General features: G+C 66.0%; 23 protein-coding genes. 10 read left to right on the top strand and 13 right to left on the bottom strand.

The annotated features are described in order from the left end of the window. Positions 1 to 9 precede the first annotated feature (9 nt). From ahcY to QCE63_RS00450, 10 genes are all read left to right on the top strand, one after another. Positions 10 to 1,431, top strand: a complete 1,422-nt coding sequence (gene ahcY / locus QCE63_RS00495) for an adenosylhomocysteinase (RefSeq protein ID WP_309829501.1) — start codon at positions 10 to 12, stop codon at positions 1,429 to 1,431. Between the two features lie 84 nt (positions 1,432 to 1,515). Further along, the gene (locus QCE63_RS00490) at positions 1,516 to 1,869 is read left to right on the top strand and encodes a phage holin family protein (RefSeq protein ID WP_309829499.1); all 354 of its coding nucleotides are present in this window, start codon (positions 1,516 to 1,518) and stop codon (positions 1,867 to 1,869) included. A gap of 43 nt (positions 1,870 to 1,912) precedes the next feature. Further along, positions 1,913 to 2,752, top strand: coding sequence for a methylenetetrahydrofolate reductase [NAD(P)H] (gene metF, locus QCE63_RS00485; protein WP_309829497.1), 840 nt, complete (start codon positions 1,913 to 1,915; stop codon positions 2,750 to 2,752). 299 nt (positions 2,753 to 3,051) lie between these two features. After that, the gene (locus QCE63_RS00480) at positions 3,052 to 4,683 is read left to right on the top strand and encodes an ABC transporter substrate-binding protein (RefSeq protein ID WP_309829495.1); all 1,632 of its coding nucleotides are present in this window, start codon (positions 3,052 to 3,054) and stop codon (positions 4,681 to 4,683) included. A 130-nt stretch (positions 4,684 to 4,813) separates the two neighbouring features. Further along, positions 4,814 to 5,824, top strand: coding sequence for an ABC transporter permease subunit (locus tag QCE63_RS00475; protein ID WP_309829493.1), 1,011 nt, complete (start codon positions 4,814 to 4,816; stop codon positions 5,822 to 5,824). Positions 5,825 to 5,837: 13 nt separating this feature from the next. Next, positions 5,838 to 6,758, top strand: a complete 921-nt coding sequence (locus QCE63_RS00470; RefSeq protein WP_309829491.1) for an ABC transporter permease subunit — start codon at positions 5,838 to 5,840, stop codon at positions 6,756 to 6,758. 4 nt (positions 6,759 to 6,762) lie between these two features. After that, positions 6,763 to 7,755 carry an ABC transporter ATP-binding protein gene (locus QCE63_RS00465; protein ID WP_309829489.1) on the top strand — a complete coding sequence of 331 codons (993 nt, stop codon included), beginning with the start codon at positions 6,763 to 6,765 and terminating at the stop codon, positions 7,753 to 7,755. After that, positions 7,752 to 8,756 carry a peptide ABC transporter ATP-binding protein gene (locus tag QCE63_RS00460; RefSeq protein ID WP_309829487.1) on the top strand — a complete coding sequence of 335 codons (1,005 nt, stop codon included), beginning with the start codon at positions 7,752 to 7,754 and terminating at the stop codon, positions 8,754 to 8,756. The genes QCE63_RS00465 and QCE63_RS00460 overlap by 4 nt, the downstream gene beginning before the upstream one ends. A 76-nt stretch (positions 8,757 to 8,832) precedes the next feature. Next, on the top strand, positions 8,833 to 9,924 hold the full coding sequence (locus tag QCE63_RS00455) for a TraB/GumN family protein (protein WP_309829485.1): 1,092 nt from the start codon (positions 8,833 to 8,835) through the stop codon (positions 9,922 to 9,924). A gap of 119 nt (positions 9,925 to 10,043) precedes the next feature. Beyond that, positions 10,044 to 11,072: a hypothetical protein gene (locus QCE63_RS00450; RefSeq protein WP_309829482.1), complete on the top strand. Its 1,029-nt coding sequence runs from the start codon at positions 10,044 to 10,046 to the stop codon at positions 11,070 to 11,072. Here QCE63_RS00450 and QCE63_RS00445 read toward each other — a convergent pair. The 13 genes from QCE63_RS00445 to pxpB form a co-directional block, all read right to left on the bottom strand. Further along, the gene (locus QCE63_RS00445; RefSeq protein WP_309829480.1) at positions 11,042 to 12,100 is read right to left on the bottom strand and encodes a hypothetical protein; all 1,059 of its coding nucleotides are present in this window, start codon (positions 12,098 to 12,100) and stop codon (positions 11,042 to 11,044) included. The genes QCE63_RS00450 and QCE63_RS00445 overlap by 31 nt on opposite strands. A 7-nt stretch (positions 12,101 to 12,107) precedes the next feature. Further along, complete coding sequence (locus tag QCE63_RS00440; protein ID WP_309829478.1) at positions 12,108 to 13,367, bottom strand: polysaccharide biosynthesis protein; 1,260 nt, start codon at positions 13,365 to 13,367, stop codon at positions 12,108 to 12,110. Between the two features lie 12 nt (positions 13,368 to 13,379). Next, a complete protein-coding gene (locus tag QCE63_RS00435) occupies positions 13,380 to 14,597 on the bottom strand; it encodes a polysaccharide pyruvyl transferase family protein (RefSeq protein ID WP_309829477.1) in 1,218 nt (405 codons plus the stop codon). Positions 14,598 to 14,600: 3 nt separating this feature from the next. Continuing rightward, positions 14,601 to 15,815, bottom strand: a complete 1,215-nt coding sequence (locus tag QCE63_RS00430) for a glycosyltransferase family 4 protein (protein ID WP_309829474.1) — start codon at positions 15,813 to 15,815, stop codon at positions 14,601 to 14,603. Next, positions 15,812 to 18,082 carry a polysaccharide biosynthesis tyrosine autokinase gene (locus QCE63_RS00425; protein WP_309829472.1) on the bottom strand — a complete coding sequence of 757 codons (2,271 nt, stop codon included), beginning with the start codon at positions 18,080 to 18,082 and terminating at the stop codon, positions 15,812 to 15,814. Before QCE63_RS00425 ends, QCE63_RS00430 begins: the two co-directional genes overlap by 4 nt. A gap of 8 nt (positions 18,083 to 18,090) precedes the next feature. Further along, positions 18,091 to 18,591, bottom strand: a complete 501-nt coding sequence (locus QCE63_RS00420; protein WP_309829470.1) for a low molecular weight protein-tyrosine-phosphatase — start codon at positions 18,589 to 18,591, stop codon at positions 18,091 to 18,093. Next, positions 18,588 to 19,730, bottom strand: a complete 1,143-nt coding sequence (locus QCE63_RS00415) for a polysaccharide biosynthesis/export family protein (protein ID WP_309829468.1) — start codon at positions 19,728 to 19,730, stop codon at positions 18,588 to 18,590. Before QCE63_RS00415 ends, QCE63_RS00420 begins: the two co-directional genes overlap by 4 nt. A 16-nt stretch (positions 19,731 to 19,746) precedes the next feature. Further along, a complete protein-coding gene (locus QCE63_RS00410; protein ID WP_309829466.1) occupies positions 19,747 to 21,132 on the bottom strand; it encodes an undecaprenyl-phosphate glucose phosphotransferase in 1,386 nt (461 codons plus the stop codon). Positions 21,133 to 21,668: 536 nt separating this feature from the next. Beyond that, complete coding sequence (locus QCE63_RS00405) at positions 21,669 to 22,625, bottom strand: DUF979 domain-containing protein (RefSeq protein ID WP_309829465.1); 957 nt, start codon at positions 22,623 to 22,625, stop codon at positions 21,669 to 21,671. Further along, positions 22,622 to 23,341, bottom strand: coding sequence for a DUF969 domain-containing protein (locus QCE63_RS00400; RefSeq protein WP_309829463.1), 720 nt, complete (start codon positions 23,339 to 23,341; stop codon positions 22,622 to 22,624). Before QCE63_RS00400 ends, QCE63_RS00405 begins: the two co-directional genes overlap by 4 nt. A 149-nt stretch (positions 23,342 to 23,490) precedes the next feature. Continuing rightward, a complete protein-coding gene (gene pxpA, locus QCE63_RS00395; protein WP_309829461.1) occupies positions 23,491 to 24,237 on the bottom strand; it encodes a 5-oxoprolinase subunit PxpA in 747 nt (248 codons plus the stop codon). A gap of 56 nt (positions 24,238 to 24,293) precedes the next feature. Further along, positions 24,294 to 25,334 (bottom strand): biotin-dependent carboxyltransferase family protein, encoded by a 1,041-nt coding sequence (locus QCE63_RS00390; RefSeq protein ID WP_309829459.1) that lies wholly within the window; start codon positions 25,332 to 25,334, stop codon positions 24,294 to 24,296. Beyond that, complete coding sequence (pxpB, locus tag QCE63_RS00385) at positions 25,331 to 25,984, bottom strand: 5-oxoprolinase subunit PxpB (RefSeq protein WP_309829456.1); 654 nt, start codon at positions 25,982 to 25,984, stop codon at positions 25,331 to 25,333. Before pxpB ends, QCE63_RS00390 begins: the two co-directional genes overlap by 4 nt. Between the last annotated feature and the right edge of the window lie 138 nt (positions 25,985 to 26,122).

Raw genomic sequence — 26,122 nt, 5'->3', positions numbered from 1 at the left:
GAGGGCGTGATGAACGCCGCAGTTCTCGATTCCAAGAATTCCAAGGATTACGTCGTCGCCGACATGTCGCTGGCCGCATGGGGCCGGAAAGAACTCGACATTGCCGAAACGGAAATGCCGGGTCTCATCCAGACGCGCGAAGAGTACAAGGCGCAGCAGCCGCTGAAAGGCGCGCGCGTCGCCGGTTCGCTGCACATGACCATCCAGACGGGCGTGCTGATCGAAACGCTCACGGCGCTGGGCGCGGACGTGCGCTGGGCTTCGTGCAACATCTTCTCCACGCAGGATCACGCTGCCGCCGCGATTGCCGCGGGCGGCACGCCGGTGTTCGCGTTCAAGGGCGAATCGCTCGACGAATACTGGGAGTTCTCGCACCGCATCTTCGAATGGCCGAACGGCGAATTCGCCAACATGATCCTCGACGACGGCGGCGACGCCACGTTGCTGCTGATCCTCGGCGCGAAGGCTGAAAAGGACCGCTCGGTCATCAGCAAGCCGACCAACGAAGAAGAAGTGGCGCTGTACAAGTCCATCGGCAAGCATCTGGATGCGGACCCGACGTGGTATTCCACGCGCCTGTCGCACATCCAGGGCGTGACCGAGGAAACCACGACGGGCGTGCATCGCCTGTATCAGATGGAGAAGGAAGGCCGTCTGCCGTTCCCCGCCATCAACGTCAACGATTCCGTCACGAAGTCGAAGTTCGACAACCTGTACGGTTGCCGCGAGTCGCTCGTGGACGGCATCAAGCGCGCCACCGACGTGATGATCGCCGGCAAGGTCGCGGTGGTTGCCGGTTACGGCGACGTGGGCAAGGGCTGCGCGCAGTCGCTGCGCGGTCTGGGCGCCACCGTGTGGGTGACGGAAATCGATCCGATCTGCGCGTTGCAGGCCGCGATGGAAGGCTACCGCGTGGTGACGATGGAATACGCCGCCGACAAGGCCGACATCTTCGTGACCGCCACCGGCAACTATCACGTGATCAACCACGATCACATGAAGGCCATGCGCAACAACGCGATCGTGTGCAACATCGGCCACTTCGACTCCGAAATCGATATCGCCTCGACGCGCCAGTACACCTGGGACAACATCAAGCCGCAGGTCGATCACATCGTCTTCCCGGACGGCAAGAAGATCATCCTGCTGGCTGAAGGTCGTCTGGTGAACCTCGGCTGCGCAACGGGCCATCCGTCGTTCGTCATGTCGAACTCGTTCACGAACCAGACGCTCGCGCAGATCGAACTGTTCTGCCATGGCGACAAGTACGAGAACAAGGTCTACGTGCTGCCCAAGCATCTCGACGAGAAGGTCGCGCGCCTGCACCTCGGCCGCATCGGCGCGGAACTGACCGTGCTGTCGGACGAACAGGCCGGCTATATCGGCGTCGACAAGACCGGTCCGTTCAAGCCGAACCACTACCGCTATTAACCGCGGGCGGCGACCCACGTCCGCACGGATGCCCAGGCATTCGTGCGGCGCCCGCGACCTGAGGCATCAACCGGAGAATCATCGATGACCGTGCTGCTGACATGGCTGATCAACGCGCTTGCGCTGCTGATCATCACCTATCTCGTGCCGTCGATTCACATTCGCAGTTTCGGCACGGCGCTCATCATCGCTGTGGTGCTGGGGCTCATCAACGCCATCCTGCGCCCCGTCCTCATCCTCCTCACCCTGCCGGTCACGATCCTGACGCTCGGGGTCTTCATCCTCGTGGTGAATGCACTGTGCTTCTGGTTGTGCTCGTCACTGCTGAAGGGCTTCGAGGTCTCGGGGTTCTGGTCCGCGTTCTTCGGCTCGATCCTGTACAGCATCGTGTCCTGGCTGTTGTCGGCGCTGATTTTCGGCAACCGCAACTTCGGTTGAGTCAGATCGCCTCTGCGTCGCCGCCGCTCGATCCCTTCTCATCATGAAACCGATCGAACTTTCATTCGAGTTTTTCCCGCCGAAGACGCAAGAAGGCGTGGACAAGCTGCGCGCCACCCGCGCCGAACTGAAGACGCTCTCGCCCAAGTTCGTCTCCGTGACCTTCGGCGCAGGCGGCTCCACGCAGCAAGGCACGCTCGATACCGTGCTCGAGATGGCCGCGGAAGGCTTCGAAGCCGCACCGCATCTGTCGTGCATCGGCTCCTCGAAAGAGAATCTGCGCGCGATCCTCTCGAACTATCGCGGGCATGGCATCCGCCATATCGTCGCGCTGCGCGGCGATTTGCCCTCGGGCATGGGCGAAGTCGGCGAGTTGCGCTATGCGTCGGAACTCGTGGCGTTCATCCGCCAGGAGCACGGCGACTGGTTCAACATCGAGGTGGCCGCGTATCCGGAGTTTCATCCGCAATCGAAGTCGCCGCGCGCCGACCTCGAGAACTTCGCCCGCAAGGTGAAGGCGGGCGCGAATTCCGCGATCACGCAGTACTTCTTCAACGCGGACTCGTACTTCAGATTCCTCGAGGAAGCGCACAAGCTGGGCGTGGACGTACCGGTCGTGCCGGGCATCATGCCGATCACCAACTTCTCGCAACTGATGCGCTTCTCCGACATGTGCGGCGCTGAAGTGCCGAAGTGGGTCGCGCGCCGGCTCGAAAGCTTCGGCGACGACCGCGAGTCGATCCGCGCCTTCGGCGTGGACGTGGTGACGGGCCTGTGCCGGCGTCTCATCGACGGCGGCGCGCCCGGCCTGCACTTCTACACGCTGAACGGCGCGTGGGCCGCGAAGACGGTCTGCGAGCGGCTCGGCTTCAAGAGCGCCTGAGTTTTCTTTTCTGCTTTCACCGCGCGGCGTCCGTCGCGCGGTGCTTTCCTTTCCCTTACGAATTTCCTCTTTGTGCATGGACGCGCGAAGGTCTATTACTTGCGCGTATGGTCGATAACCTGCCCTTATCGACCCGTCATCGGCGACAAACTCTAGTGGGGAAAACCAACTACGCAAGCCACTTTTGTTCGTGCTACGGTAGCGCCCGCATTCGCGCAAACGCTGCAAAAAGCGCACGACGCGATCCTATACACTCGCGCTACGCCGGGATGAATGCCGGCATCGACCTGGAGGAAAACATGAACAAAAACAGCCTGTTGCGAGCGGTCCGCGGACCTGCGCTCGCCGGCGCCATCGCTACGGCAACGCTGTTCGCGGCCACCGTCGCGCACGCCGCGCTTCCCAACAAGACGCTCGTGTACTGCTCGGAAGGCAGCCCTGCCGGCTTCGATCCCGCCCAGTACACCACCGGCACCGACTTCACCGCCAACACCTTCACCGTGTACAACCGCCTGGTTGAGTTCGAGCGCGGCGGCACGAAGGTGGAGCCGGGTCTCGCCGAGAAATGGGATGTGTCGCCGGACGGCCTGACCTACACGTTCCATCTGCGTCACGGCGTGAAGTTCCAGACGACGTCGTTCTTCAAGCCCACGCGCGAATTCAATGCGGACGACGTGATCTTCACGTTCAACCGTATGCTCGACCCGAACAATCCGTTCCGCAAGGCCTACAACGTCCAGTTCCCGTACTTCACGGACCTCGGCATGGACAAGCTGATCTCGAAGATCGAGAAGGTGGATCCGTACACCGTGAAGTTCACGCTGAAGGAAGTCAGCGCGCCGTTCATCCAGAACATGGCGATGGAATACGCATCGATCCTGTCCGCGGAATACACGGACAAGCTGCTGAAGGACGGCAAGGCCGCCGACATCAACCAGCAGCCGGTCGGCACGGGCCCGTTCATCTTCCGCAGCTACACGAAGGACGCGACCATCCGCTTCGACGGCAACCCGGACTACTGGAAGCCGAACGCGGTGCAGATCTCGAAGCTGATCTTCTCGATCACGCCGGATGCCGCCGTGCGCGTGCAGAAGCTGAAGAGCAACGAATGCCAGGTGATGAGCTATCCGCGTCCGGGCGACATCGCGGCGCTGAAGTCGGCGTCAAATGTCGATTCGCCGTCGCAGGCGGGCTTCAACGAAGGATACGTGGCATACAACGTGACCAAGAAGGGCCTCGACAACACCGACGTGCGCCGCGCCCTCGACATGGCGATCAACAAGAAGGCGATCATCGATTCCGTGTATCAGGGCGCGGGCCAGCCGGCCACCGCACCGATGCCGCCCACGCAATGGTCCTATGACAAGAACCTGAAGGGCCAGGCATACGACACCGCGAAGGCGAAGGCGCTGCTTGCGAAAGCAGGCTTCCCGAACGGCATGGAGATCACGCTGTGGGCCATGCCCGTGCAGCGTGCCTACAACCCGAACGCGCGTCTGATGGCGGAAATGATCCAGGCCGACTGGGCCAAGATCGGCGTGAAGGCGAACATCGTGTCGTACGAGTGGGGCGAGTATCTGAAGCGCGCGCACGCGGGCGAGCATGATGCGCTGCTGATTGGCTGGACCGGCGACAACGGCGATCCCGACAACTGGCTCGGCACGCTGCTCGGCTGCGATGCGGTCAAGGGCAGCAACTTCTCGAAGTGGTGCTACAAGCCGTTCGACGACCTCGTCGTGAAGGGCCGCTCCACCACCGACGTCGCCGCGCGCACCAAGGCCTACACCGACGCTCAGCAGATCTTCGCGCAGCAGCTGCCGTTCTCGCCGATCGCGCACTCGACGGTTTATCAGCCCGTCAGCAAGAAGGTGACGAACATGAGGATCGAGCCGCTTGGCTACGTGCGCTTCGATGGCGTCGGCATGCAATAAGTTTCGCCGCAAGTCTTTGCAGCGGAACGCTTTTTGCACTAAATAACAAGTACAAGGTCCGGCGGCGCGGGTCCACGAGATCCAAGCCGCCGGATACGTTTTTGTCCCCTCAAGACCGAAAAGGGCGATCATGTTCCGATTCGTTTTGCGACGCATAGGAATGGTGATACCGACGTTCATCGGCATCACCATTCTCGCGTTCGCGCTGATCCACCTGATTCCGGGCGATCCCATCGAAGTGATGATGGGCGAGCGCGGCGTGGACCCGGCCATGCATGCCGCAGCCATGAAGCGCCTGGGCCTCGACCAGCCGCTTCCGCTTCAATATCTCACCTATGTCGGGCATGCGCTCAAGGGCGATCTCGGCACCTCGATCATCACCAACACGAGCGTGATGGGCGAGTTCCTCGCACGCTTTCCGGCCACGGTCGAACTGTCCATCTGCGCGATGATCTTCGCGCTCGTCGTCGGCTTGCCGGCGGGCGTCACGGCGGCGCTGAAACGCGGTACGGTCGTCGATCACGGCGTGATGGGCACCGCGCTCACCGGTTACTCGATGCCGATCTTCTGGTGGGGCTTGATCCTCATCATGTTCTTTTCGGCGAAGCTCGGCTGGACGCCGGTGTCGGGCCGCATCGCGGTGGAGTACGACATTCCGCACGTGACCGGCTTCATGCTGATCGACGCGCTGTTCTCCACCGACGAAGGCGCGTTTACCTCGGCCGTGAGCCATCTGATCCTGCCGACCATCGTGCTCGGCACGATTCCTCTGGCGGTCATCGCGCGCATGACGCGCTCGTCGATGCTCGAAGTGCTGCGCGAGGATTACATCCGCACTGCGCGCGCCAAAGGGCTTTCGCCGTTGCGCGTGGTCATCGTGCATGCGCTGCGCAATGCACTGATTCCCGTGGTCACGGTCATCGGCCTGCAGGTCGGCACGCTGCTCGCGGGCGCGGTGCTGACCGAGACGCTGTTCTCGTGGCCGGGCGTCGGCAAGTGGCTCATCGACGCCATCTCGCGGCGCGACTATCCCGTCGTGCAAGGCGGCATTCTGATGATCGCGACACTCGTGATCGTTGTGAATCTGGTCGTGGATCTGCTCTACGGCGTGCTGAATCCGCGCATTCGCCATACGAGGTAATCACGACACGATCATGGCTGACATCCAAAACAATCTTCCCCCGCAAGCGATCACGCCGCCGCCTTCCGGCCGCATGGTCGCCGCCCGCGAATTCTGGGCCAACTTCTCGCGCAATCACGGCGCTGTGGTCGCGGGCCTGATCGTGCTGCTGCTGATCCTGGTCGCGCTGTTCGCACCGCTGATCGCGCCGCATAGCCCGATCGAACAATACCGTGACTACGTGAAGATCCCGCCCGCCTGGCTCGATGGCGGCAACCGCATGTTCCTGCTCGGCACCGACGAAGCCGGCCGCGACATCCTCTCGCGTCTCATGTATGGCGCAAGGCTGTCGTTCTGGATCGGCTTCGTGTCCGTGGTGCTCGCGCTGATTCCGGGCATCGTGCTCGGTCTCATGGCCGCGTTCTTCCACTGGCTCGACACGCCGATCATGCGCGTCATGGACGTGCTGCTCGCGCTGCCCTCGCTGCTGCTGGCGGTCGCGGTCGTGGCGATCATCGGACCGGGTCTCGTCAACACGATGCTCGCCATCGCCATCGTCGCGCTGCCGGGCTATGTGCGTCTCACGCGTGCCTCCGCGCTCGGCGAGTTGCAGAAGGAATACGTGACGGCTTCGCGTGTGGCCGGCGCGGGCACCGTGCGCCTGATGTTCTCGCAAGTGCTGCCCAACTGCGCGGCGCCGCTGATCGTGCAGGCCACGCTCGGTTTCTCGTCCGCCATTCTCGATGCCGCCGCACTCGGCTTCCTCGGCCTCGGCGTGCAGCCGCCAGCGGCGGAGTGGGGCGCGATGCTGGCCTCGGCGCGCGACTACATCGAAAGCGCCTGGTGGATCGTCACCATGCCGGGCCTCTCGATCCTGATCTCGGTGCTCGTCATCAATCTCCTCGGCGACGGGCTGCGCGACGCGCTCGATCCGAAACTGAAGCGGATGGGCTGACGACATGAACGATCTTTTGACTATCCGCAACCTGCAGGTGACGTTCGGCGGCACACAGGCCGTCGATCGCATCGACCTGTCCGTGAAACCCGGTGAAGTCGTCGGCGTGGTCGGCGAATCCGGCTCGGGAAAAAGCGTCACGATGATGGCGCTGATGGGCCTCATCGACGCACCCGGCAAGGTCAGCGCCGACCAGATCACGTTCGACGGAAAAGACTTGCTGAAGGCCTCGTCGCGCGAGCGTCGCAAGATCATCGGCAAGGACATCGCGATGGTGTTCCAGGACGCGCTCACGAGCCTGAACCCGAGCTACACGGTCGGCTATCAGATCAAGGAAGTGCTGAAGCTGCACGAAGGCCTGCGCGGCGACGCGCTGCACAAACGCGCGGTCGAATTGCTCGACCAGGTTGGCATTCCGGATGCGAAGAGCCGCATCGAATCATTCCCGCATCAGATGTCGGGCGGCATGAACCAGCGCGTGATGATCGCGATGGCGGTGGCGTGCAACCCCAAGCTGCTGATCGCCGACGAGCCCACCACCGCGCTCGACGTGACCATCCAGGCGCAGATCATGGAACTGCTCGTGCGCCTGCAGAAGGAGCGCGGCATGGCGCTCGTGCTGATCTCGCACGATCTCGCCGTGGTGTCCGAAGTGGCGCAGCGCGTGGCGGTGATGTACGCGGGCGAGATCATCGAAACGAATCATGTGCCGACGATCTTCAGCGAGCCGCATCATCCCTACACCGAAGCGCTGCTCGCCGCGATTCCCGAGCATAGTCGCGGCGCCGCACGGCTCGCCGCGCTGCCGGGCATGGTGCCGGGCAAGGACGACCGACCGAGCGGCTGCCTGTTCGCGCCGCGCTGCAAGTATGCGGTCGAGGCATGCTGGAAGGGGCGGCCGGACCTGTTCCCGCTCGACAGCAATGATCCGGCGGTGCGCGCACGCTGCATCAAGCCGTTGAACATCGACGTAGTGATGGAAGGAGGCGCGCGATGAACGCCGTACCGAAGCAACTCAACCAGGATATCGTGCTGGCGGCCGACCAGCTCGCGAAGCATTACGACGTGAAGCGCAGCGCGTTCCAGCACGGCACGGTGAAGGCGCTGAACGGCGTGTCGTTCGAGCTGAAGCGCGGGCATACGCTCGCGGTCGTCGGCGAATCGGGCTGTGGCAAGTCGACGCTCGCCCGCCAGTTGACGATGATCGAAACGCCGACCTCCGGCCGCCTGCTGATCGAAGGCGATGATGTCGCCGGCGCGAGCAAGGCGAAGATCGCCGAGCTGCGACAACGCATCCAGATGGTGTTCCAGAACCCGTTCGCGTCGCTGAACCCGCGCAAGACCGTCGAGCAGACGCTCGGCGAACCGCTCGCGATCAATACGAAGCTCAGCGCCACCGGGCGCGCCGAGCGCATCGCCCACATGATGCGCACGGTCGGGCTGCGTCCGGAGCATGCGTCGCGCTATCCGCACATGTTCTCCGGCGGCCAGCGCCAGCGCGTGGCGATCGCGCGCGCGATGATCCTCGATCCGCAGATCGTCGTCGCGGACGAGCCGGTATCCGCGCTCGATGTCTCGATCCAGGCGCAGATCCTCAATCTGTTCATGGACCTGCAGGAGCAGTTCGGCACGAGCTATGTGTTCATCTCGCACAATCTCTCGGTGGTCGAGCACATTGCCGACGACGTGATGGTGATGTACTTCGGCGGCATCGCCGAACTCGGCGACAAGGAGACCATCTTCGCCCGGCCGCGTCATCCGTACACGCGCGCGCTGATGTCCGCCACGCCCGCGCTGTTCGAGGAAGACCGGCGCATCAAGATCAAGCTGCAGGGCGAAATGCCTTCGCCGCTCAATCCGCCTTCGGGTTGCACGTTCCATCAGCGCTGCCCGTATGCGATCGAGCGCTGCCGCGCGGAGGAGCCGAAGCTGCGCGTGGTGGACGGGCGGCAGGTGTCGTGTCATCGCGCGGAAGAAGTCGGCGAAGGCGAGGGCTGATTGCGCCATCGGCCCCACGCGGCTTCATGGCGCTTCATGCAGACGAATGGACGGGCCGACACACGAATGTTCTAAGATGTCGGTCGTGCCGGATTCACTCGACAAGCCGCGCTTCTTCCGCGCGGCGTTCGCCCATGCGACAGCCTTTGCGCTGTCGCTCGTGCTGTTTACGGCGGGACTCTGCGTGGCGCCCGACAGTTTTGCCGTCGGTGGTTCGCGCACTCCGCAGGCCGCCGGCGATGCCGGACCGGCCGCGGCGCCTTCCCGGCCTGCCCCCCCGCCGCGCACCGATCGCTCGAACGGCACCACGGCAAGCGGCCCGGTACGCGCGCAGCCGCCGCGCATGCCGTTCTATGTCGCCACCAAGGGCGCCACGACCCTCTACGTGCTCGGCACGCTGCACGTCGGTTTCCCGAACGACTATCCGCCCGAGCAACCGTTTCGCGCACGCATCCTCGCCGCGCTCGAAGCGTCACCTACGCTGGCGCTCGAGATTTCCCCCGACGACCTCCTGCTGTCCCAGGAAGACGTGAACCGCTACGGCATGTGCCGCAGCGAGTGCCTGCTCGACTATCTGCCCGACCCGATGTGGCAACAGGTCGAGACGCGCATGCGCTCGCATCCGGAAGCGCTGAAGCAGTTGCGGCACACGCGGCCGTGGCTGGCGTCGATGCTGATCGAAACCTACGACACGCTCAAGGCCGGCTTCGACAGCGAGTACGGCACCGAGGCGCAGTTGCAGAACGTCTATCTGCGGGCGCGCGGGAAGATTGTCGGGCTGGAGAGCTTGAACGAACAGATTTCCACCTTCACGCGGCTGACGTCGGCGCAGCAGCGCGAGATGCTCGGCCAGGATCTCGTGCAGACGCCGGCCGAGAACATCGCGGATGTGAAGGAACTGCACCGGCTATGGCGCATCGGCGATGCGGATGCGCTCAAGGCCTGGGACGATGCGAAGTCGAGCAAGCTGGCCAGGAACCGGTCGCTGGCCGCCCAGGTCGACAATCGCGTGGTGTACGAACGCAACCGGCGCTTCGTGCAGCGCATGGTGCAGATCGCGGCGCCTGACAAACCCGTGTTCGTCGCGATCGGCGCGCTGCATCTGGGCGGACCACGAGGCGTGCTGGAACTGCTCAGGAAACGGGGCTTCGTGGTCGAGCCGGCGTGAGGCCGATCCACATCGATTCACGATGCTTCCCCGCGTAACGACACTTCTTCACATGCGCGGCGATGGAAAGACTCTACACTGCGTCTTTGCTTCCGATCCGCTGCGCCGACCGCGCACGCATGTCTCCGCCCCTGCGCACGCCATTGCTGATTCGCTGCTTCATCGCGATGTCATGGACTATCGCGCTCATCCTCTCATTCATTCTCTCGTTGGCGCCGGCCCGGGCCCGTTCCGGCGATGCCGCGCCGATCTCCGCAAGCACGGGTCGTCCGCCCGTCGGCGTGCAGGTGAAGGTCGAGACCTTCACCGAGCAGGATGCCAGTGCGATCGCGCGCGCCGGCTTCCGTTTCATCCGCCTTGGCGTATGGACGGACCACATGGACGATACCGCCTATATGCAGCGTGTCGCGTCGGCTTTCGACCTCGCGGCGCGCGCCAGGCTGCCCGTCCTGCTGACCCTGCGCTCGACCCGTCCGCTGCTGGCATCGGGCCAGACGGACGGCCGACTGCTGAACATCGCCGGTAAGCGTTTCGGCATGCAGGTGCGCGCCGTGGCGCGCACCTATGCGTCCGGACTGATCGGCATCGAGTTGTGGAACGAGCCGGATCTGGACCGCTACTGGCCCACGGGAAAAGTCCGCGAGACCTTTGCGCCGTTCATGCACGGCGTCTGCGACGAACTCCGGCGCGCGCCGCTTCACGTGTCAGTGGCGGGCTTCGGCTTTGCGCACGCGCCGCGACGCGACAATACGGCCGGAGCGCTGCTGGACGCCGTGCTCGCTGCGTCGCCGGGCTGCATCGACGCCGTGTCATATCACGCATACGGAATGACTTTCGCCCAGATCAACGCCACCGCTCGAAGTCTGCGCGACCGCTACGGGCTGCCTGCCGCCATCACCGAATGGGGCGCGCCGTCCCGGGGCGCAGTCACGAGCAGCCCGGCACGGCAGGCAAGCCGCGTCGATGCGTTCGTTGCCGCGCTCGACACACTGAGCGCCTCCCTTGTCTCCCTATACGAGTGGAAGGACACCGCGCGGGCGGAGAATGAGCGGGAACGCAGCTTCGGTCTCGTCGACGCCGGCGGCGCGCCCAAGCCCGCGCTCGCACCGGTGCTCGACTATGTCGGCAAGGCTCCCGGCGGCCGCTGATGCCCGGCATGCGAGACCCGGGCGGCATCGGCCCGAGCAGCGAGCAGGGTCATGCAGAAGAGCGACACGCTCGACAGATGCCGCACGTAGCTGCCGAGATCGGGCTCGAACAGCATTGAAACGGCGATATGCCCCATGACCAGACACGCGAGCCCATCCATGACGGGGTTCGCGTCGGCGCTGTGCCGGAAGGGCCGCGCGGATCGCCACGCGGCGATGACGAACACCTGCATGGCGAGGCCGCGCGGATCGGGCGAAAACAGCAGCGGCAGATGCAGTCTCGCCACGGCATAGAGATAGTCGATACAGAACGCCGCGAAGGAATTCGGCGGCATCAGGTTGTGAAAGCTCGTGCGCGCGCCGAAGGGCGACTGGACCATGAGATAGTCGACCGCCATGTCGCGAGGCTGCAGGAGCGCGGTGTACGCGCCCGACGGCAACAGCAGCAGGGCGAGCACGAGCAGGCCCGCCAGCACGATCCGTCCGCGCCGGCCGGCACGCCGGAACAGCAGCACGGCCGCGGCCGCCGCGCCGATCAGCAGGAAATAGCGGCGCACCAGCAGCGCGTAGACGAGATAGACGCCCACGCCGACCGTCGCCGTGAACGCCACGCGCCGTCGCACGAGCGACCACACGATCAGCAGTGACATCGCTACCACCAGCGTATCTTTCGATGCAACGAACAAGTTGAAGAAGACACAGGGCGCGCCGAGCAGAAGCGCCACCGCCAGCGCCCCGGCATGTCTGGCGCGGGCCAGCATGCACTGTATGAACCCGATGCCCGTCGCGAGCACGAAGACATCGAGCAGCGTCGGACCGAAGAGCGCAAAGAACTGGCCCACCGCATCGAAGGACGAACCATCGTAGGTGCTCGCGCCGTCCATCTGCGCCTGGATCTTTTCGGCGTCCCGAAACAGAAAGTCGGGCAGCAGCGACCTGCCTGCCACGAACAGCAGAAGGTACGCGCACGAAGCCAGCCCCGCCAGCCAGGCCGTCACGCCGCGGCTGAGACGGGGACCCGTGAGCATGATCCGCTCAAGCATCGGTGCGCGCTCCCGCCGGTTGGCCGCGCTGTGCCCATCCGAGCGCGATCAGCGCCGTGGTGCTGGCGAGCAGATGGGCCAGCGCCATCCGGACGGCACCCTGACCCGCGCCGTCACCGGCAATGAGCCAGAAAGAAAGTGGCAGGGAAGCGAGCGCCGCGCAGCACAGGGCAACGAGGATCCGACGCCCCACGCAGCGCGCGATGCAAGCGGCCCAGAGCACATCGCCCGTGGAGCGCAGCAGGAACGAGACCAGCAGCACGGCGAGGGTCAGGCAGGAGAAAGTCGTGGCGCGCTCCTTCGCCATCCAGAAGATGAGCGGAGCGGCACAGCCGATGCCCAGCGCCACCGCCACGCTCACGGCGGCGGTACTGCGCAGGGACGCACGCAGCGTGGCGCGCCATGTCTCTTGCACGCCACCCGCCGCCCGCGCCAGACGCGGCCCCGCGATCACCCCGACGCTCGCGAACGCGATCGTCTGTACCGCATTCGCGACCGACCACAGGAAGACGTAGCGCCCGACTTCCTCGGCCGGGAGCAAGGCCGACGCGATAAAGCGTTCCGCGTACTGCAACCCGGCGAGCAGCACGCCGCCGACATGGAACGGCACGCCTGCGCGCCAGACCGGGCGCAGCGCCGCTGCCGGACGCGCCGCGCCATGTTGCATGCTGCCGTCCCGTGCCTGCCGTGAAAGCAGCGCCCAGCCCCACAGGATGACCGCGAGATTCGTCACCGTCCACAGCACGAAGACGGCACGCACGTCGTCAAGCGCGCCCGTCAGCAGACCCGCTATGGCGAAGACGGCCCAGCCGCCGGTACGCACGAACAACATCGAGGAGCCGGCGCGCGCGCGGTGCACCGAAAACACGTAGGCGTTGACCTCCAGCGCGTAGTGCTCGCTGGCCGCGACCAACAGCAGCAGACCCAGCGTTCGCGGGTCGGATGCGGCGCCCGGGAGCCAGCCGCACAGCGAAGCCGTCATGGCAGCGCACAGGGCGCTCGCATCGAACATCCCATAGACGCGCCGCAGCGCACGCGCCGTGGCGATCGCGGCACGCGGATCCGCTTCGCTCAAACGCCGGTTCAATTCGGCGCCGAAACCGAGTCCGCACAATTTCGACGCGATGACCGAAGCGGCGACGGCCAAGCCGTAGTCGGCGACCGCGCCCAGGCCCAAGGTGCGTGCGAGGACGATCGTCAGTCCGAACTTGGCCGCAAGGGACAGCGCACGTGACAGAAGGCGCCACACCATCGTCGCGGGTCCTCAGGCTTCGACCGGACGCTGCGCGTCGCGGCGCGGATGGCCGAGCATCGTCTTCGTGCCCGCGGCGTGGCGCAGTATCTCGATGAGCGATGCACGCTGCCCGGCGATACGCGTCAGCGCGCGCTCCGTCGCGTCCCAGAATGCCGCCAGCGCGTACGGTGCGAACAGGCGCTGCACGACCGATGAGGCGTCGAAATCCGCGGCATTCGCCACCCAGGACGGGATGGCGAGGTCGCCATACGCGCCGAAGCCCTTGCGCTCGTAGCTGAGATGGAACGCGGGCACGCCATGCAGCAGTGACTCGAGTGCGCCGTGCAGGCGCACCGACACGACCACATCCGGCGTGTCGTGCTCCAGCAGATGACGCAGACCCGGCAGCGTCTCGCCGATGCCCAGCCGCCGGTAGTAGGCGGCGTCGTCGTTGCCGCGCCCCGTGCTCTGCACCGCGAAACTGAGCCGGCATTCGTTCCGCAGCAAGGCGATCAGTTCGCGCGTCGACTGCGCGTAGCGTTCGCGTTGCGGGCGGCTCCAGCTCGGCGCGTCGCGCAGCACCAAGGCGACGTGCCGCACGCCGTGCGGACGCGCTGCGGCCTGCGCCAGCACGGCGTCGCGCGACCGGGCGAATTCGAGCACGGCCAGATCCGGCATGCGCATGACGTTCGCATTGCCGGCAAGAAAAGTCTCGGAGCGGTCGTCGCGCACGCACACCGTGGCGAACCCCGCCAGTGCTTCGCGCAGCCGGCCGGCGGCCCGATCCGACAGGGCGGACGAACAGCTCATCGCCGGACCGATGCTTTGCGGCAGATACACCGTTGGCTTGCGCGCGGCGCGTGCGGCGTCCGCCTGCACGAGATGCCCGAGCGCCAGCTTGGCCGCTTCGACGCCATTGCGCGCACGCAAGTAGCCGCCGCCGACCCCGACGATCAGATCGCACTGCGACAGACGCTCGCGCAGTCGCGCCGCCGCGGGCGTGACGATGCGGCAGGCGGTGCCCGCCGCGGCGGCGACCCGCGCAAGACCGCTCGACGCGATGACCGGCGCGGGCAGCACGTCGTCGTATTCCGGGAACGACAACGGATCCGCGGCAACGACAGCCAGGCGAAAGCGTGCGCCGAAGGCCTCGCGCAACAGGGCGGCGGACAGATCGACCAGCAACCCGTCACCGGAATTGCGACGGCTATAGGCGTGCAGCAGCACGATGTTTTCAATCGTTTTCATGGTTCAGGCGTGGATGCAATGCCGATAGACGGCGAGGGTTTCGTCCACCATCCGCTCGGAGGTGAAATGGGCGGCAGCGCTCGCGCAGTTGGATCTGAGCCGCGCGAGCCGTGGCGCGTCGGTCGCGAGCGCGATCAACGCTTCGGCGAAGGGCGTCGCGTCGTCGTGATTCGGCACGACGACGCCGGTGTCGCATGCGGCGACCAGCGCGTCCGCGCCCGCGACGCGCGTGGAAACGATCGGCACGCCGGCGGCGACCGACTCGACATAGACATAGGGGAAGCCCTCGTAGCGACTCGGCAGCGCGCAGAGATCGAATGCGCCGAAGTAGCGCCGGGCGTTGGGCACGGCGCCGACGACGTGCAGATTGGCCGGCAACGCGTCGAGTGCCACGCCGGCAGCGGCGCAGAAGTCGCCGCTGCCGATGCAGACGAACTGCACGCGCCGGCCGAGCCGCTCCTCGACCTGACGTGCGATCGACACGAAGCGATCGATACCCTTCTGGAACGCAAAGCGCCCCACCAGGCCGACGACGAAGGCGTCATCGCGCAGGCCCAGGTAGCGCCGCGCCGCTTCACGGCTCACGCGCTCGAACTCGGGCACGCCGTTATGAATGGTCGAGATACGCGGGCGGCCGATGTGCAGGTCCTCATGCAGGTGACGCGCTTCGTCATCCGAAACAGCGATGATGCGATCGGTCAGCCAGCGCCCGAAACCGCCCTCGACAGCGCCGATCGCCCGCCGCGCGACGGCGCCGAGCGTGGGATTCAGCGTGAAGACCGCGTGCGGTGTGTAGACGTGACGCCAGGGCCCGCGGCATGCGCGCGCGAGCACGCCGGCCTTGGAGCTGTGCGAGTGCACGAGGTCCGGTCGCAGCGCGGCGAGCGTCCTGTAGAGCCGCGCGAAGGACCCGAGGTCGCGTGCGCCGATGGCGCGCTGCATGGGCAGGCGCGTGACCGTCGAGCATGATGCAAGGCAGTCGGCGGTCAGCCAGTGAGAATCGAAGCGATCTCCATCGGGGCGCGCGATCAGGTGCACCTCGATGCCGCGCCTCGCGAGACCGGGAATCAGATCGGCAAGATGGGTGGCGACGCCTCCGGCCGCGGCTTCCACCACGATGGCGACGCGCAGGCGGCACTGTGCTGCGACGTCGGCCGCGCGCGCCTGCCGCCCGCGGGCAGGCGTCATGCTGTTCTTGAAGGAGATGGGCGGCTTCATGTGCGTTTCATCCGGCTGCGCAGCAACGAAAGGGCGGTTCGCCATTGCGCCTTGGCGGGCGCGCCGTAGTCGTAACTTCGGTAGCCCGTTCTGCCCAGCGACGCGTGGACGGAGCGCATCGACAGCCCGTTGAGGATCAGGCCGGCGGGCTTCGTGCCGCCATGTCCGAGGCGCTTGACCGTCTCGTTCAGTTCGCCGAGCCGTGTCTCGCCCGCTCTCGCCACCAGCAACACCGCGCTGGCCCGCGACGTGAACGACGTCGCGTCCTCCACCGCGAGAACCGGCGGCGTGTCGACGAGTACGAAGTCGTACGCGCCGCGCAGGGCGTCGATCAGATCACCGGCGCGCGCGGACAGCAGCAATTCGGCGGGGCGGTCGGCCGGTGAGCCCGCTGCGATGAAATCCAGACGGGGCGATTCGATCCGGTGAATGACCGGCTCCGGGCTCACGCTGCCCGCAATCAGGTCGGCCCAGCCGGGGCCGCGGGTCACGCCCAGACAGGCATTGAGCGATGGTCTGCGCAGATCGCCGTCGATGAGCAGCACACGCAGGCCCGTCGCGGCCAGCACCGCGGCGAGATTGAGCGCGATGAACGACTTGCCGGCATTCGGTGCCGCGCCCGTGAATACGACCACCTTGCCTGGTGCATCCGGCCCGGTCATGCGCAACGCGGTGCGCAGGCTGCGCAGGCTTTCGATGGCCCGATCGTGCGGCGCCTCGACGGCGAGCAGCGCGGCACGCGTGGCGCCCGGGCCCGCGAGCGCAGTTCGAAGCGAACGCTGCGCGGCCGAAAAGGGCACCGTCGCCAGCACCGGCAAACCCGTGCCGCGTTCGATTTCATCGGCCGAACGGACCGCGCCGGTCAGGAACTCCCGCACGAATGCATAGACAAGGCCGACGAGCAGACCGCCCAGCAGCGAAGCGGTCGCCACGAGCGGCCGCTTCGGCCACGCGGGATCTTGCGCGACGATCGGCGCGTCGATCATCCGCACGCTGCCGACCTTGCCGGCCTTGACGAGTTGCAACTGCTGCGCGTTGGCGAGCGTCGCGGTATAGAGGTCGGTGCTGACCTTCACGTCCAGCATGAGCCGGGCGGCCGTCTGTTCGATATCGGGCAGGCGGGCCAGCGCGGAGTCGAAGGCGGTGATCTGCGCACGCAGCAGCGCGATCTGCCGGTCCGCCGCCACCACGCCCGGGTGCTGCGGCGCGTAGCGGGTCGCGAGTTCCGCGCGCTTCTGCTGCAGGACGATCAACTGGCCACGCGCTTCCGCCTGCTGCTGCAGTCCGGTCGCGATCTGCGTCGGCAGATCGATAACGCCGCGCTCGTCGCGCATGCGGGTGTAGCGCGCCTGCGCGTCATCAAGCTTCCGTTTCAGCTCAGGCAGTTGTGCCATCAGGAAGCCGAGCGATTGAGCCGCATCGGCATATTTGCGCTCCACGTTCTGGCGGACGTACTGCTCGCCGATCTCGCGCAGCGTGCGGCTGGTGCGCTCTGCGTCGCGTCCGAGCAAGGTCGCGACGATCACGCCCGACTGCCTGACCTTTTCCTGGACGTCGAGGCGTTGCTGCAGCTTGACGACGGTGTCGTCGAAGCCGTGCCGGATCACGGAGAATGCGGTGCCGGGCCGCGCGTCGAGGCTCGCCACGGCGATGATCAGCGGCCCGGACGGTGTGCTCACGCGGCTCTCGGCGCCGACGCGCCCGTGCAGCGGGACGTCGAGCAAGGCGCCGGCGAGCGTGTATCGGCCTCCGGCCTCCACCTTCAGCGTGAAGGGCTCGTCCTGCCATGGTTCCGGCACGTCGAAGCGGCTCACGTCGGCGCGCTCGCGGCCCCATGCGTAGCCGCCGAAGCCGAACACGCCGGGAGCGAGCAGGCCATCCTGAAAGCGCGAAACCAGATCGCCGATCAGCGGGAAACGCGCCGGCGCCACCTCGATGTGCAGATGCTGCCTGTCGACGGCGCGCGAGACCACGAGGCGCGACGTGATGATCTGAGCCTCCGCCGCGGCGGAGGACTTGACGTCGAAAAATGTCGACATCTGGCTGGGAAGATTGCCGGCCATGCCTGCGCCGGCGCTGTCCTCGACCTGGATCAGGATGTCCGCCTGATACTTCGGCGGCCACAGAAAACTCCAGCCGATGCCGGCCAGCCCGACCACGGACACGATCAGGACGATGCGCCACGCGTTCGTGAGAAGCGTGTCGAGGAGCGTAATGACATCGAGTTCGGCGGTGGCGGCCGGGCCGTGTCGATCGGGGTAGGACATGAATGGATCTATCTGGAAAGTGGAGCGCTGCGCACCGGGGCAGCGGCCGGTCGGACGGTGCGATTGCGCTGGTCGGGTTCAGGGCGCAGACGGTCGAGCCATTCGCGCAGGCCGGATTCGATGTGCGCGAGCGAAGCTTCGAAGGCCGCGTGGCCCTGCCGGTACGGATCGCGGACATCGCGCTGTGCGGCATGCAACAGCCGGTAGACACGGCCGCGCGCGAAGGGGTGGCGCGCGAGCAGCGTCTCGCGCTGGCCGAGCGCCATGACGAGGATGAGCTCGTGACGACGCAGCAATACGGAACTCGCCGGGCGCGCCACGTGACCCGAGAGGTCGATGCCGCGTGCCCGCATCAGTTCGACGGCCTGGGGGTCCGCCGGCTGGCCGGTCAGCGCATGCGTGCCCGCGGATCCCACCTCGATCCCCGGCATCGCCTGAGCGAGCAGCGCCGCCGCCAACGGGCTACGACAGATGTTTCCCTCACAGACCATCAGCACGGAGCGGATCATTTCGCGATCACTCCCGCCGTGAGTCCCGAGCTGATCAGCGGCATCAGCAGGGTCAGCACGCGGTTGAAGCGCACGAGCCCGTTGCCGTCGACATAGACGACGTCTTTCGGTTGCAGCTCGAAGTCCTTCGCGACGAGCATCGACACCGGCGAACGGCTGTCGAGATGGAAGACTTGCGGCGTGCCGTCGAGTGAACGGATCACGAACATCTGCGCCGTGTCGGCCGTGTTCGCATTGATGCTGCCCGCCTGAGCGAGCGCGTCCGCGAGCGACAGGCGGCCGTCGCGGCGCGGCTGCGCGGAGCCCGGCTTGTTGACTTCGCCCATCACATAGACCGCGTTTTCATCGCGCGATGTGACCCGCAACATGTCACCGGCCTTCAAGTAGAGCTGTGACGGGCTGAGACCCTGCGCAAGCAGCTGCGGCACGTCGATGCGCTGCGAGACGCCCTCGCGCACCAGGACGACATCGCTTTGATCGGCGTTCTCGCTGAAGCCGCCCGCGCGTGCGACGGCGTCGTAGAAACTGAGTGGCACGTCGGTCAACGACAGGGCACCCGGGCTGCGGACTTCACCGTCGACATAGACCTGGCGCGAGCGGTATGACGCCATGCGTACGGTGACCTGCGGCTTGACCAGATAGGCCGCGAGCGCGGCGCGCAGGCGCTGCTGGATCTGCTCCGTGCGCAAGCCCGCGACCTTGAGCGTGCCCGCGTACGGAAACTGGAGCGTGCCGTTCTGGTCCACGACGAAGCCTGCCGCCGGATCACTCGCCTTCGCCGACCCTTGGCTCTGCGCCGGTCCGAGCGCCGCGGCGAACTCCGGGTGGTCCCAGACGACGATCTGCAGCACGTCGCCTGCGCCGACCGTATAGGTCTCCGGCGCAGCGAACAGACGCTTTGCCTGCTGGTCCTGCCGTCCCTTGCGCTCGGCGGCGAAACGCTGGACGAGACTCAGGTCGAGTTCCGTGACCGGCAGCGCGGGCGCGGCCGCCGAGGGCTCCGTATAGCGGTTGTCCTCCTGACCCGCCGTCGCGTTCCGGCTGACCGGCATGTGAAAGCCCGGCGCCGACGCACAGGCGCCCAGCAACCCCGTCAGCGCGAGTGCGGCGACGATGTGGGACTGTATCGAGTGCTTCATGTTGGGTTCCTGCGATTCAGTACGCGTTGCGATGCACGAGGCCGCGCACGACGGTCGCCGCGACGATGCGCAAGTCGAACGCGAACGACCAGTTGCTGAGATAGAAGAGATCGTGTTCGACGCGCTGCCGCATCATCTCCACGGAGCTCGTCTCGCCGCGCAGGCCGTTGACCTGGGCCCAGCCGGTGATGCCGGGCTTGATGCGGTAGCGGTGGATGTAGTCGTCGACGATGTTCTGATACAGCGCGTCGTGCTCGATCGCATGCGGCCGGGGGCCGACCACGGACATGTCGCCGCGCAGCACGTTGAAGAACTGCGGCAACTCATCCAGGCTGGTGCGGCGCAGGAACGCGCCGACGCACGTGATGCGCTGATCGTTCCGTGTCGCCTGCACCACCACGCCTTCTTCGCGCTGATGCGCGCGCATCGTGCGGAACTTGTAGATCCGGAAGGGTTGGCCGTTCGCACCGCGGCGCCGCTGCTGGAACAGCACAGGGCCGCGCGACGACACCTTGATGGCCAGCGCGATCGCGATCAGCAGCGGCGCGCACGCCACGATCGCGCAGGTGGCGAAGACCAGGTCGAACAGCGTCTTGGCGGTGACCGCATCGCCGGTGAGCGGCGCCGCGACGAGGTTGATGGCGAGGGTCGTATCGAGATCGGCGCTCTCGCTGTGAAAGCGCGCGACGCCGCGGACGTCCGGAATGAACCGGATGTTGACGAGGTCGTTGCGGAAGGTCCCGAGAAAGCGCTGCAGCGTCGCTTCGTCAGTGAGCGGCAGTACGAGCCATACTTCGTTGATGCGACGCGCGCGGACGTACGCGGCGAATGTCTCGATGTCGCGGAAGCGCAGCGCGCCCGGGTAATGCGCATCCGATTCAGGATCCAAGTCGAAGACGGCGCCGATCCCGCAACCCGCGTCGCGCATCGACATCACGCGCCGCACGAATGCCGCGCAGCGCTCGCCGCGACCGACCACCGCCACTGAAAAGCGTCGCGCGCCCGCCATGCGTTCGACAAGACGGCAGATGATCACGCCACCCGCCGTCAGGCCGCTCAGGCAGACGAACCAGTCCATCGAAGGCGCGTAGCCGCCATGCATCCGGTTGACCACCCCGACCGCGAGCGCTTCGCACACGATCCAGCCCAGCGCCGGCAGCAGGACGTACCAAGCCAAAGCCCGGCGGGCCGGACGCTTGAGACGGGCACCGGACGAAAGACTCAACGCGAAAACGATCGCGAAGGCCGTGATGGCGCTGTCATAACCCGCGTTGGCCGCGTGACCGAAGCGGCCTTCGGCGACCAGCGAGCAGACCATGACGAGCAGCGTCTCGAGCAAACGAAACAGCAGATCGGGGGCCGCCGGGAAATTCAGAAAATGGCTGTAAGTCGGCAAACGCATGACAGGATCGATGACGAAAGATCAGTTCCCCGAAAGTCGCGATATGCGGAAGGCGGAAAAAGCCACGCCTCGGTCCATTCAGGAAACACGCGATCGGCATCGCACGCAGTACGCCAACGAGTTACTTGTGGAGCAACTCTGCATCCTCACTTGTCGAGCGAGCGCCGAACAAAACGTGCGCAGTCTCCTCGATCGGCCCGGGATGCAACCATAGGCGGGCTCCGAATCTGGGCGGTGTCCGATTCCCGCAATGGGTAGTCGTCAGAGGGTTCTGAATCCCGCTCCCAATATCGCGATCACACGGACGAATTTGAATGCCTGAGCGCAGTGCTCACGGGTTGCAATGCTGATGATGAGCATCGAAAAATTCGGACGGACCTGCGTCGAAGTTTCGATGCCGCGAGGAGAAGGGGACGAGACGAACCGCCACGGCTATCGACTCCGGCGCGCGGTTGACAAGCGGAAGAAAGGAAGGGGAATGCGAGGAGGGAAGATTCACGAGAGCACGCGGAAGCCGCGTGCTCTCGCGCCGATGCTCAGATGAACATCAGCCAGTTCAGCAGGAAGATGTTCGCGATCAACAGCGTCAGCGCGGTCGGCACTTGCACCTTGATCACCGCGTTCTTGTCGGGCAACTCCAGCAAGGCCGATGGCACGATGTTGAAGTTCGCAGCCATCGGCGTCATCAGCGTGCCGCAGTAGCCGGAAAACATGCCGATAGCGGCCATCGTCGCGGGATTGCCGTGGAACACGCCGACCAGGATCGGCACGCCGACGCCGCCCGTCATCACCGGGAACGCGGCGAAGCCGTTGCCCATGACCATCGTGAACAGCGCCATGCCGATCACGTACACCGCCACCGCGACAAAGCGGTAGTCCATGTTCACGTAGGCCGTCGTCACGTGCGCGACGGCCTTGCCCACGCCCGCGTCCGAGAACACCAGCCCGAGCATGCCGAGCATCTGCGGCAACACGGCGGCCCACGACAGCGCGTCGATCAGGCGACGCGTCTCGCGCATCGACTGGCCGACCGTATCGCGCGTCATCACGCAGGCAATGGCCAGCGCGATCACGCAGCCGACGCCGAAGCCGATCAGCGTCACGTTCTTCAGTTCGATCAGCGGCGTGCCGCCGAACACCAGATACTTCGCGCCGAGCGTGAGAACGACGGTCACGACCGGAATCGTCAGCGCCGGAATGAAGAGCTTGTTGCCGAGCCGCACGGCGCTCTGGCGACGGGTTTCTTCGGAGAGCATCTTCGGCTTCGCGCCGGTCACGCCGCCGAAGCCGGCGATCAGCGCCATCGCGACCACGAGCACGCCGACGGCGGTCACCGGAATCCAGTCGCCGATCAGGAAGATCAGTGCGTAGATCAGCCAGAAGCCGCCCGCGGTGAGCCGGCGCGGATGCGACTTGTCCGTGAGGATCATGCCCGCGACGACCACGAGCACGATGCCGACGAGATAGAACAGATAGTTGATCGTGAGCGTCATGCCTTCTCTCCGGCGACGTTGCGCGTCAGGGCGCCGAGTTCGCGCGCGAGCCTGCGGTCGAGGAGCCACAAGCGGAAGCCATGAATCAGGAACGCGCAGATCGCCGTGGGAATGCCCCAGACGGCGACGTGCATCGGCTCGACCACGATGCCCGCTTCCTTCAGGAAGGTGGTCATCAGCACGATCGCGCCGAACGCCACGAAGATGTCCTCGCCGAAGAACAGGCCAACATTGTCGGTGGCCGCCGAGTAGGCGCGCAACTTGTGGCGCACCGCATCGGACAGCTTGCCGTAGCGGGCTTCGGTAGCGCCTTCGGCCATCGGCGCGAGCAGCGGACGCACCATCTGCGGATGACCGCCGAGCCCGGTCAGGCCGACCGCCGCCGTGATCTCGCGCACGAACAGATAGACGATCAGCAGGCGTCCGGCCGTCGCCGCCTTGATGCTGGAGATCCACATTTGCGCGCGTTCGCGCAGGCCGTGACGTTCGAGCAATCCGATCACCGCGAGCGGCAACAGGATGATGAGCGGAATGTTGCGGGTCTTGAGAAAGCCGCTGCCGATCGCGGTCAGGATTTTCTCGACCGGGAAGTGCGCCGCCAGGCCGGTGATGATCGCGGCGGCGGCGACGATCAGCATCGGATTGAAGCGCAGGACAAAGCCCACGATGATGACGGCCACGCCAATGAGCGGCCATAGATTGACTGCGGTTGCCATGAGTTCTCCAAACGGATCAAGCGTCACGCCTCGAACCGGGCGCGTGGTTTTATTGCTTGTGGTTTGCTGCTTGCGACTGCGCGGCTCTGCCGGCCGCTTGCTGACGCGCCCCGGTTGCGCGGGGCGCGGGATTGCTCAATGAAAAGGCGTCATTCGGCGTGCGCCGCGCGCACCTCGATGCCCGCATCGGCGAGCGCGCCGCGGATCCGGCGCGCGAACGCCAGCGCGTGCGCGCCGTCGCCGTGCAGGCAGATGGTTTGCGCGTTGAGCGGCACCCATTCGCCCGACACGGCCTGCACGCGCTGTTCGCGGACCATCGCGAGCGTGCGGTCGAGCACGATGTTTTCATCGTCGAGCAGCGCGCCCGGCTCCTTGCGCGGCACGAGCGAGCCGTCCGCCCGATAGCCGCGGTCCGCGAACACTTCCTCGATCGCGATGAGTCCCGCGCGCCGCGCCGCTTCCACCAAGCCGCTGTTGGCGAGTCCGAACACGAGCAGCGACGGGTCGAAGTCGCGCACCGCGGAGACGATCGCATCGGCGATGTCCGTGCTTCTCGCCGCCTGGTTGTAGAGCGCGCCGTGCGGCTTCACGTGCGCGATGCGCCCGCCTTCCGCCTGCGCGATCGCCGACAGCGCGCCCAGCTGGTACAGCACGCCCGCGTAGATCTCTTCGGGCGGCAGATCCATCTCCTTGCGGCCGAAGTTCTCCGGGTCGTTGAAGCTCGGATGCGCGCCGATGGCCACGCCTTTCTCGACGGCCCAGCGCACGCAGTCGCGCATCGCAGTGGCGCCGCCGGCATGCCAGCCGCACGCGATGTTGGCGGAGCTGACGAGGTCGAGCAGCGCTTCGTCGGTGCCGCAGCCTTCGCCGAGATCGGCATTGAGATCGATTTCCATGATGTTTCGTGCAAATCCTTACGTTGAGTGTTGAGCGCGACGCGTCCGGCGCAGCATCATGCGCCGGCGCGCGCGATGCGTTCCTCGTGCATGGCGATGGCCGTTTCCACCTGGCTCACGTACTGGCGTTCTTCCGCGAGCGCGTGGCGCGCCTCTTCTACCGATGTCTCTATGAAGCGCACGCCGCCGTTCAGCCGCACTTGCGCGAGCTTCCACACATCCGCCCGGATGACCGCGCCGATCTTCGGGTAGCCGCCGGTGGTCTGGGCATCGCCCATCAGCACGATGGGCTGGCCGTTCGGCGGCACCTGGATCGTGCCGGGCAACACCGCGTGCGACAGCAGTTCCACCTTGCGGGTCCGCTCGAGCGCCGTGCCTGCAAGGCGGAAACCCATGCGGTTGCTGTTCGGCGTGATGGTCCATTCTTCGTTCCAGAAGGCCTCTTGGGATGCGTCGCCGAAGCTGTCGTATTCGGGGCCGCGCAGCACGCGCACCGGCACTGCCCACGCCAGGCCCGGCGCGTGACGGCCGCGCCGCACCGGTTCGTCGACCAGCACGAACTTGCACCACGCCGGCGCCTTCACGCCGAACGCGGGCTCTTCCGGGGAGAACGCAATGCCCTTGTGCGGCTGCGGCACGCCGACGGGCAATCGGTCGCCGTCGCGCAACGCCCGGCCGCCGAGGCCGCCGAAACAGGCGCCGAGATCGGTGGAACGCGAACCGAGCATCGGCAGCACGTCGATGCCGCCCGCGATGCACACATAACAACGCATGCCGCGTTTGGCCGCGCGCAGCGTCAGTTCCTGGCCCGCGCGCACCGGCAGGCTCCACCATGAATAGACCGGCTTGTCGTCCAGCGTGGCGCCGAAATCCGTTCCGGCGATGGCAATGCGCGTCGCATGCTTGAAGCGCAGCACGGTCGGCCCGAAGGTGACTTCAATGCCCGCCGCATCCGGCCGGTTGCCGACGATGCGGTTGCCCACTTCAAGCGACAGTGCATCGAGGGCGCCGCCCGAACTCACGCCCAGATGGCGATAGCCGGGGCGGCCGAGATCCTGTACCGAGCTGAGCACGCCCGCGCGAATCACGTCGATCATGCGCGCACCTCCAGCGCCGTGAAGCGCACGCGGTCGCCGGGCTGCATCAGCGTCGGCGGGTTTCTGGCCGGATCGAACAGCTTGAGTTCGGTGCGGCCGAGCAGTTGCCAGCCGCCCGGCGACACCGCCGGATAAATGCCCGTCTGCGCGCCGCCGATCCCCACCGACCCCGCCGGCACCTCGAGGCGGGGCTCGGCGCGGCGCGGCATGTGCAGCGCGGGATCGAGCCCGCCCAGGTAAGCGAAGCCCGGCTGGAAGCCCAGGAAGAACACGATGTATTCAGCTTGCGTGTGACGCTTCACGACTTCATCGACTGAAAGCCCCACGTGCCGCGCCAGCTCGGCGAGGTCCGGGCCGTCCGCGCCGCCGTAGCGCACCGGGATCTCGATCTCGGCGCTCTCCGTCTCCGTGGCCTGGACTGCATCCCAGCCGCTTTCCAGCTGCGCCGCCAGCGTTTCGTAGTCCGCCTCCAGCGGGTCGAACACGATGGTCAGGTTGTTCATGCCCGGCACCACCTCGACGACGTGCGGCATCAGGCGCGCGTGTTCCGCCAGCGCCCAGACGCGGCGCTGGCAATCGAGCGTGGCGGGGGGCGCGGTGTCGAGCACCAGGGCGGAATCGCCGAGCGGATGAATACTTGGTTTGGTCATGCCTTGAATTCACGGTTTCGCGACGAGAAAAAGTGCCGGTCGGGCGCTCATCGCACCGTCGCAGAATGGTACATTGTCAATAAATTATCAAGAAATTATCAATACAGGTATTCGCTGAGGCGCGCGGTACGCTGGTAA

The organism is Caballeronia sp. LZ065 (assembly GCF_031450975.1).
In the GTDB taxonomy this organism is placed as follows: domain Bacteria; phylum Pseudomonadota; class Gammaproteobacteria; order Burkholderiales; family Burkholderiaceae; genus Caballeronia.
The sequence above is the reverse complement of the archived record's forward strand: the minus strand, read 5'-3'. Positions and strand labels throughout refer to the sequence as shown.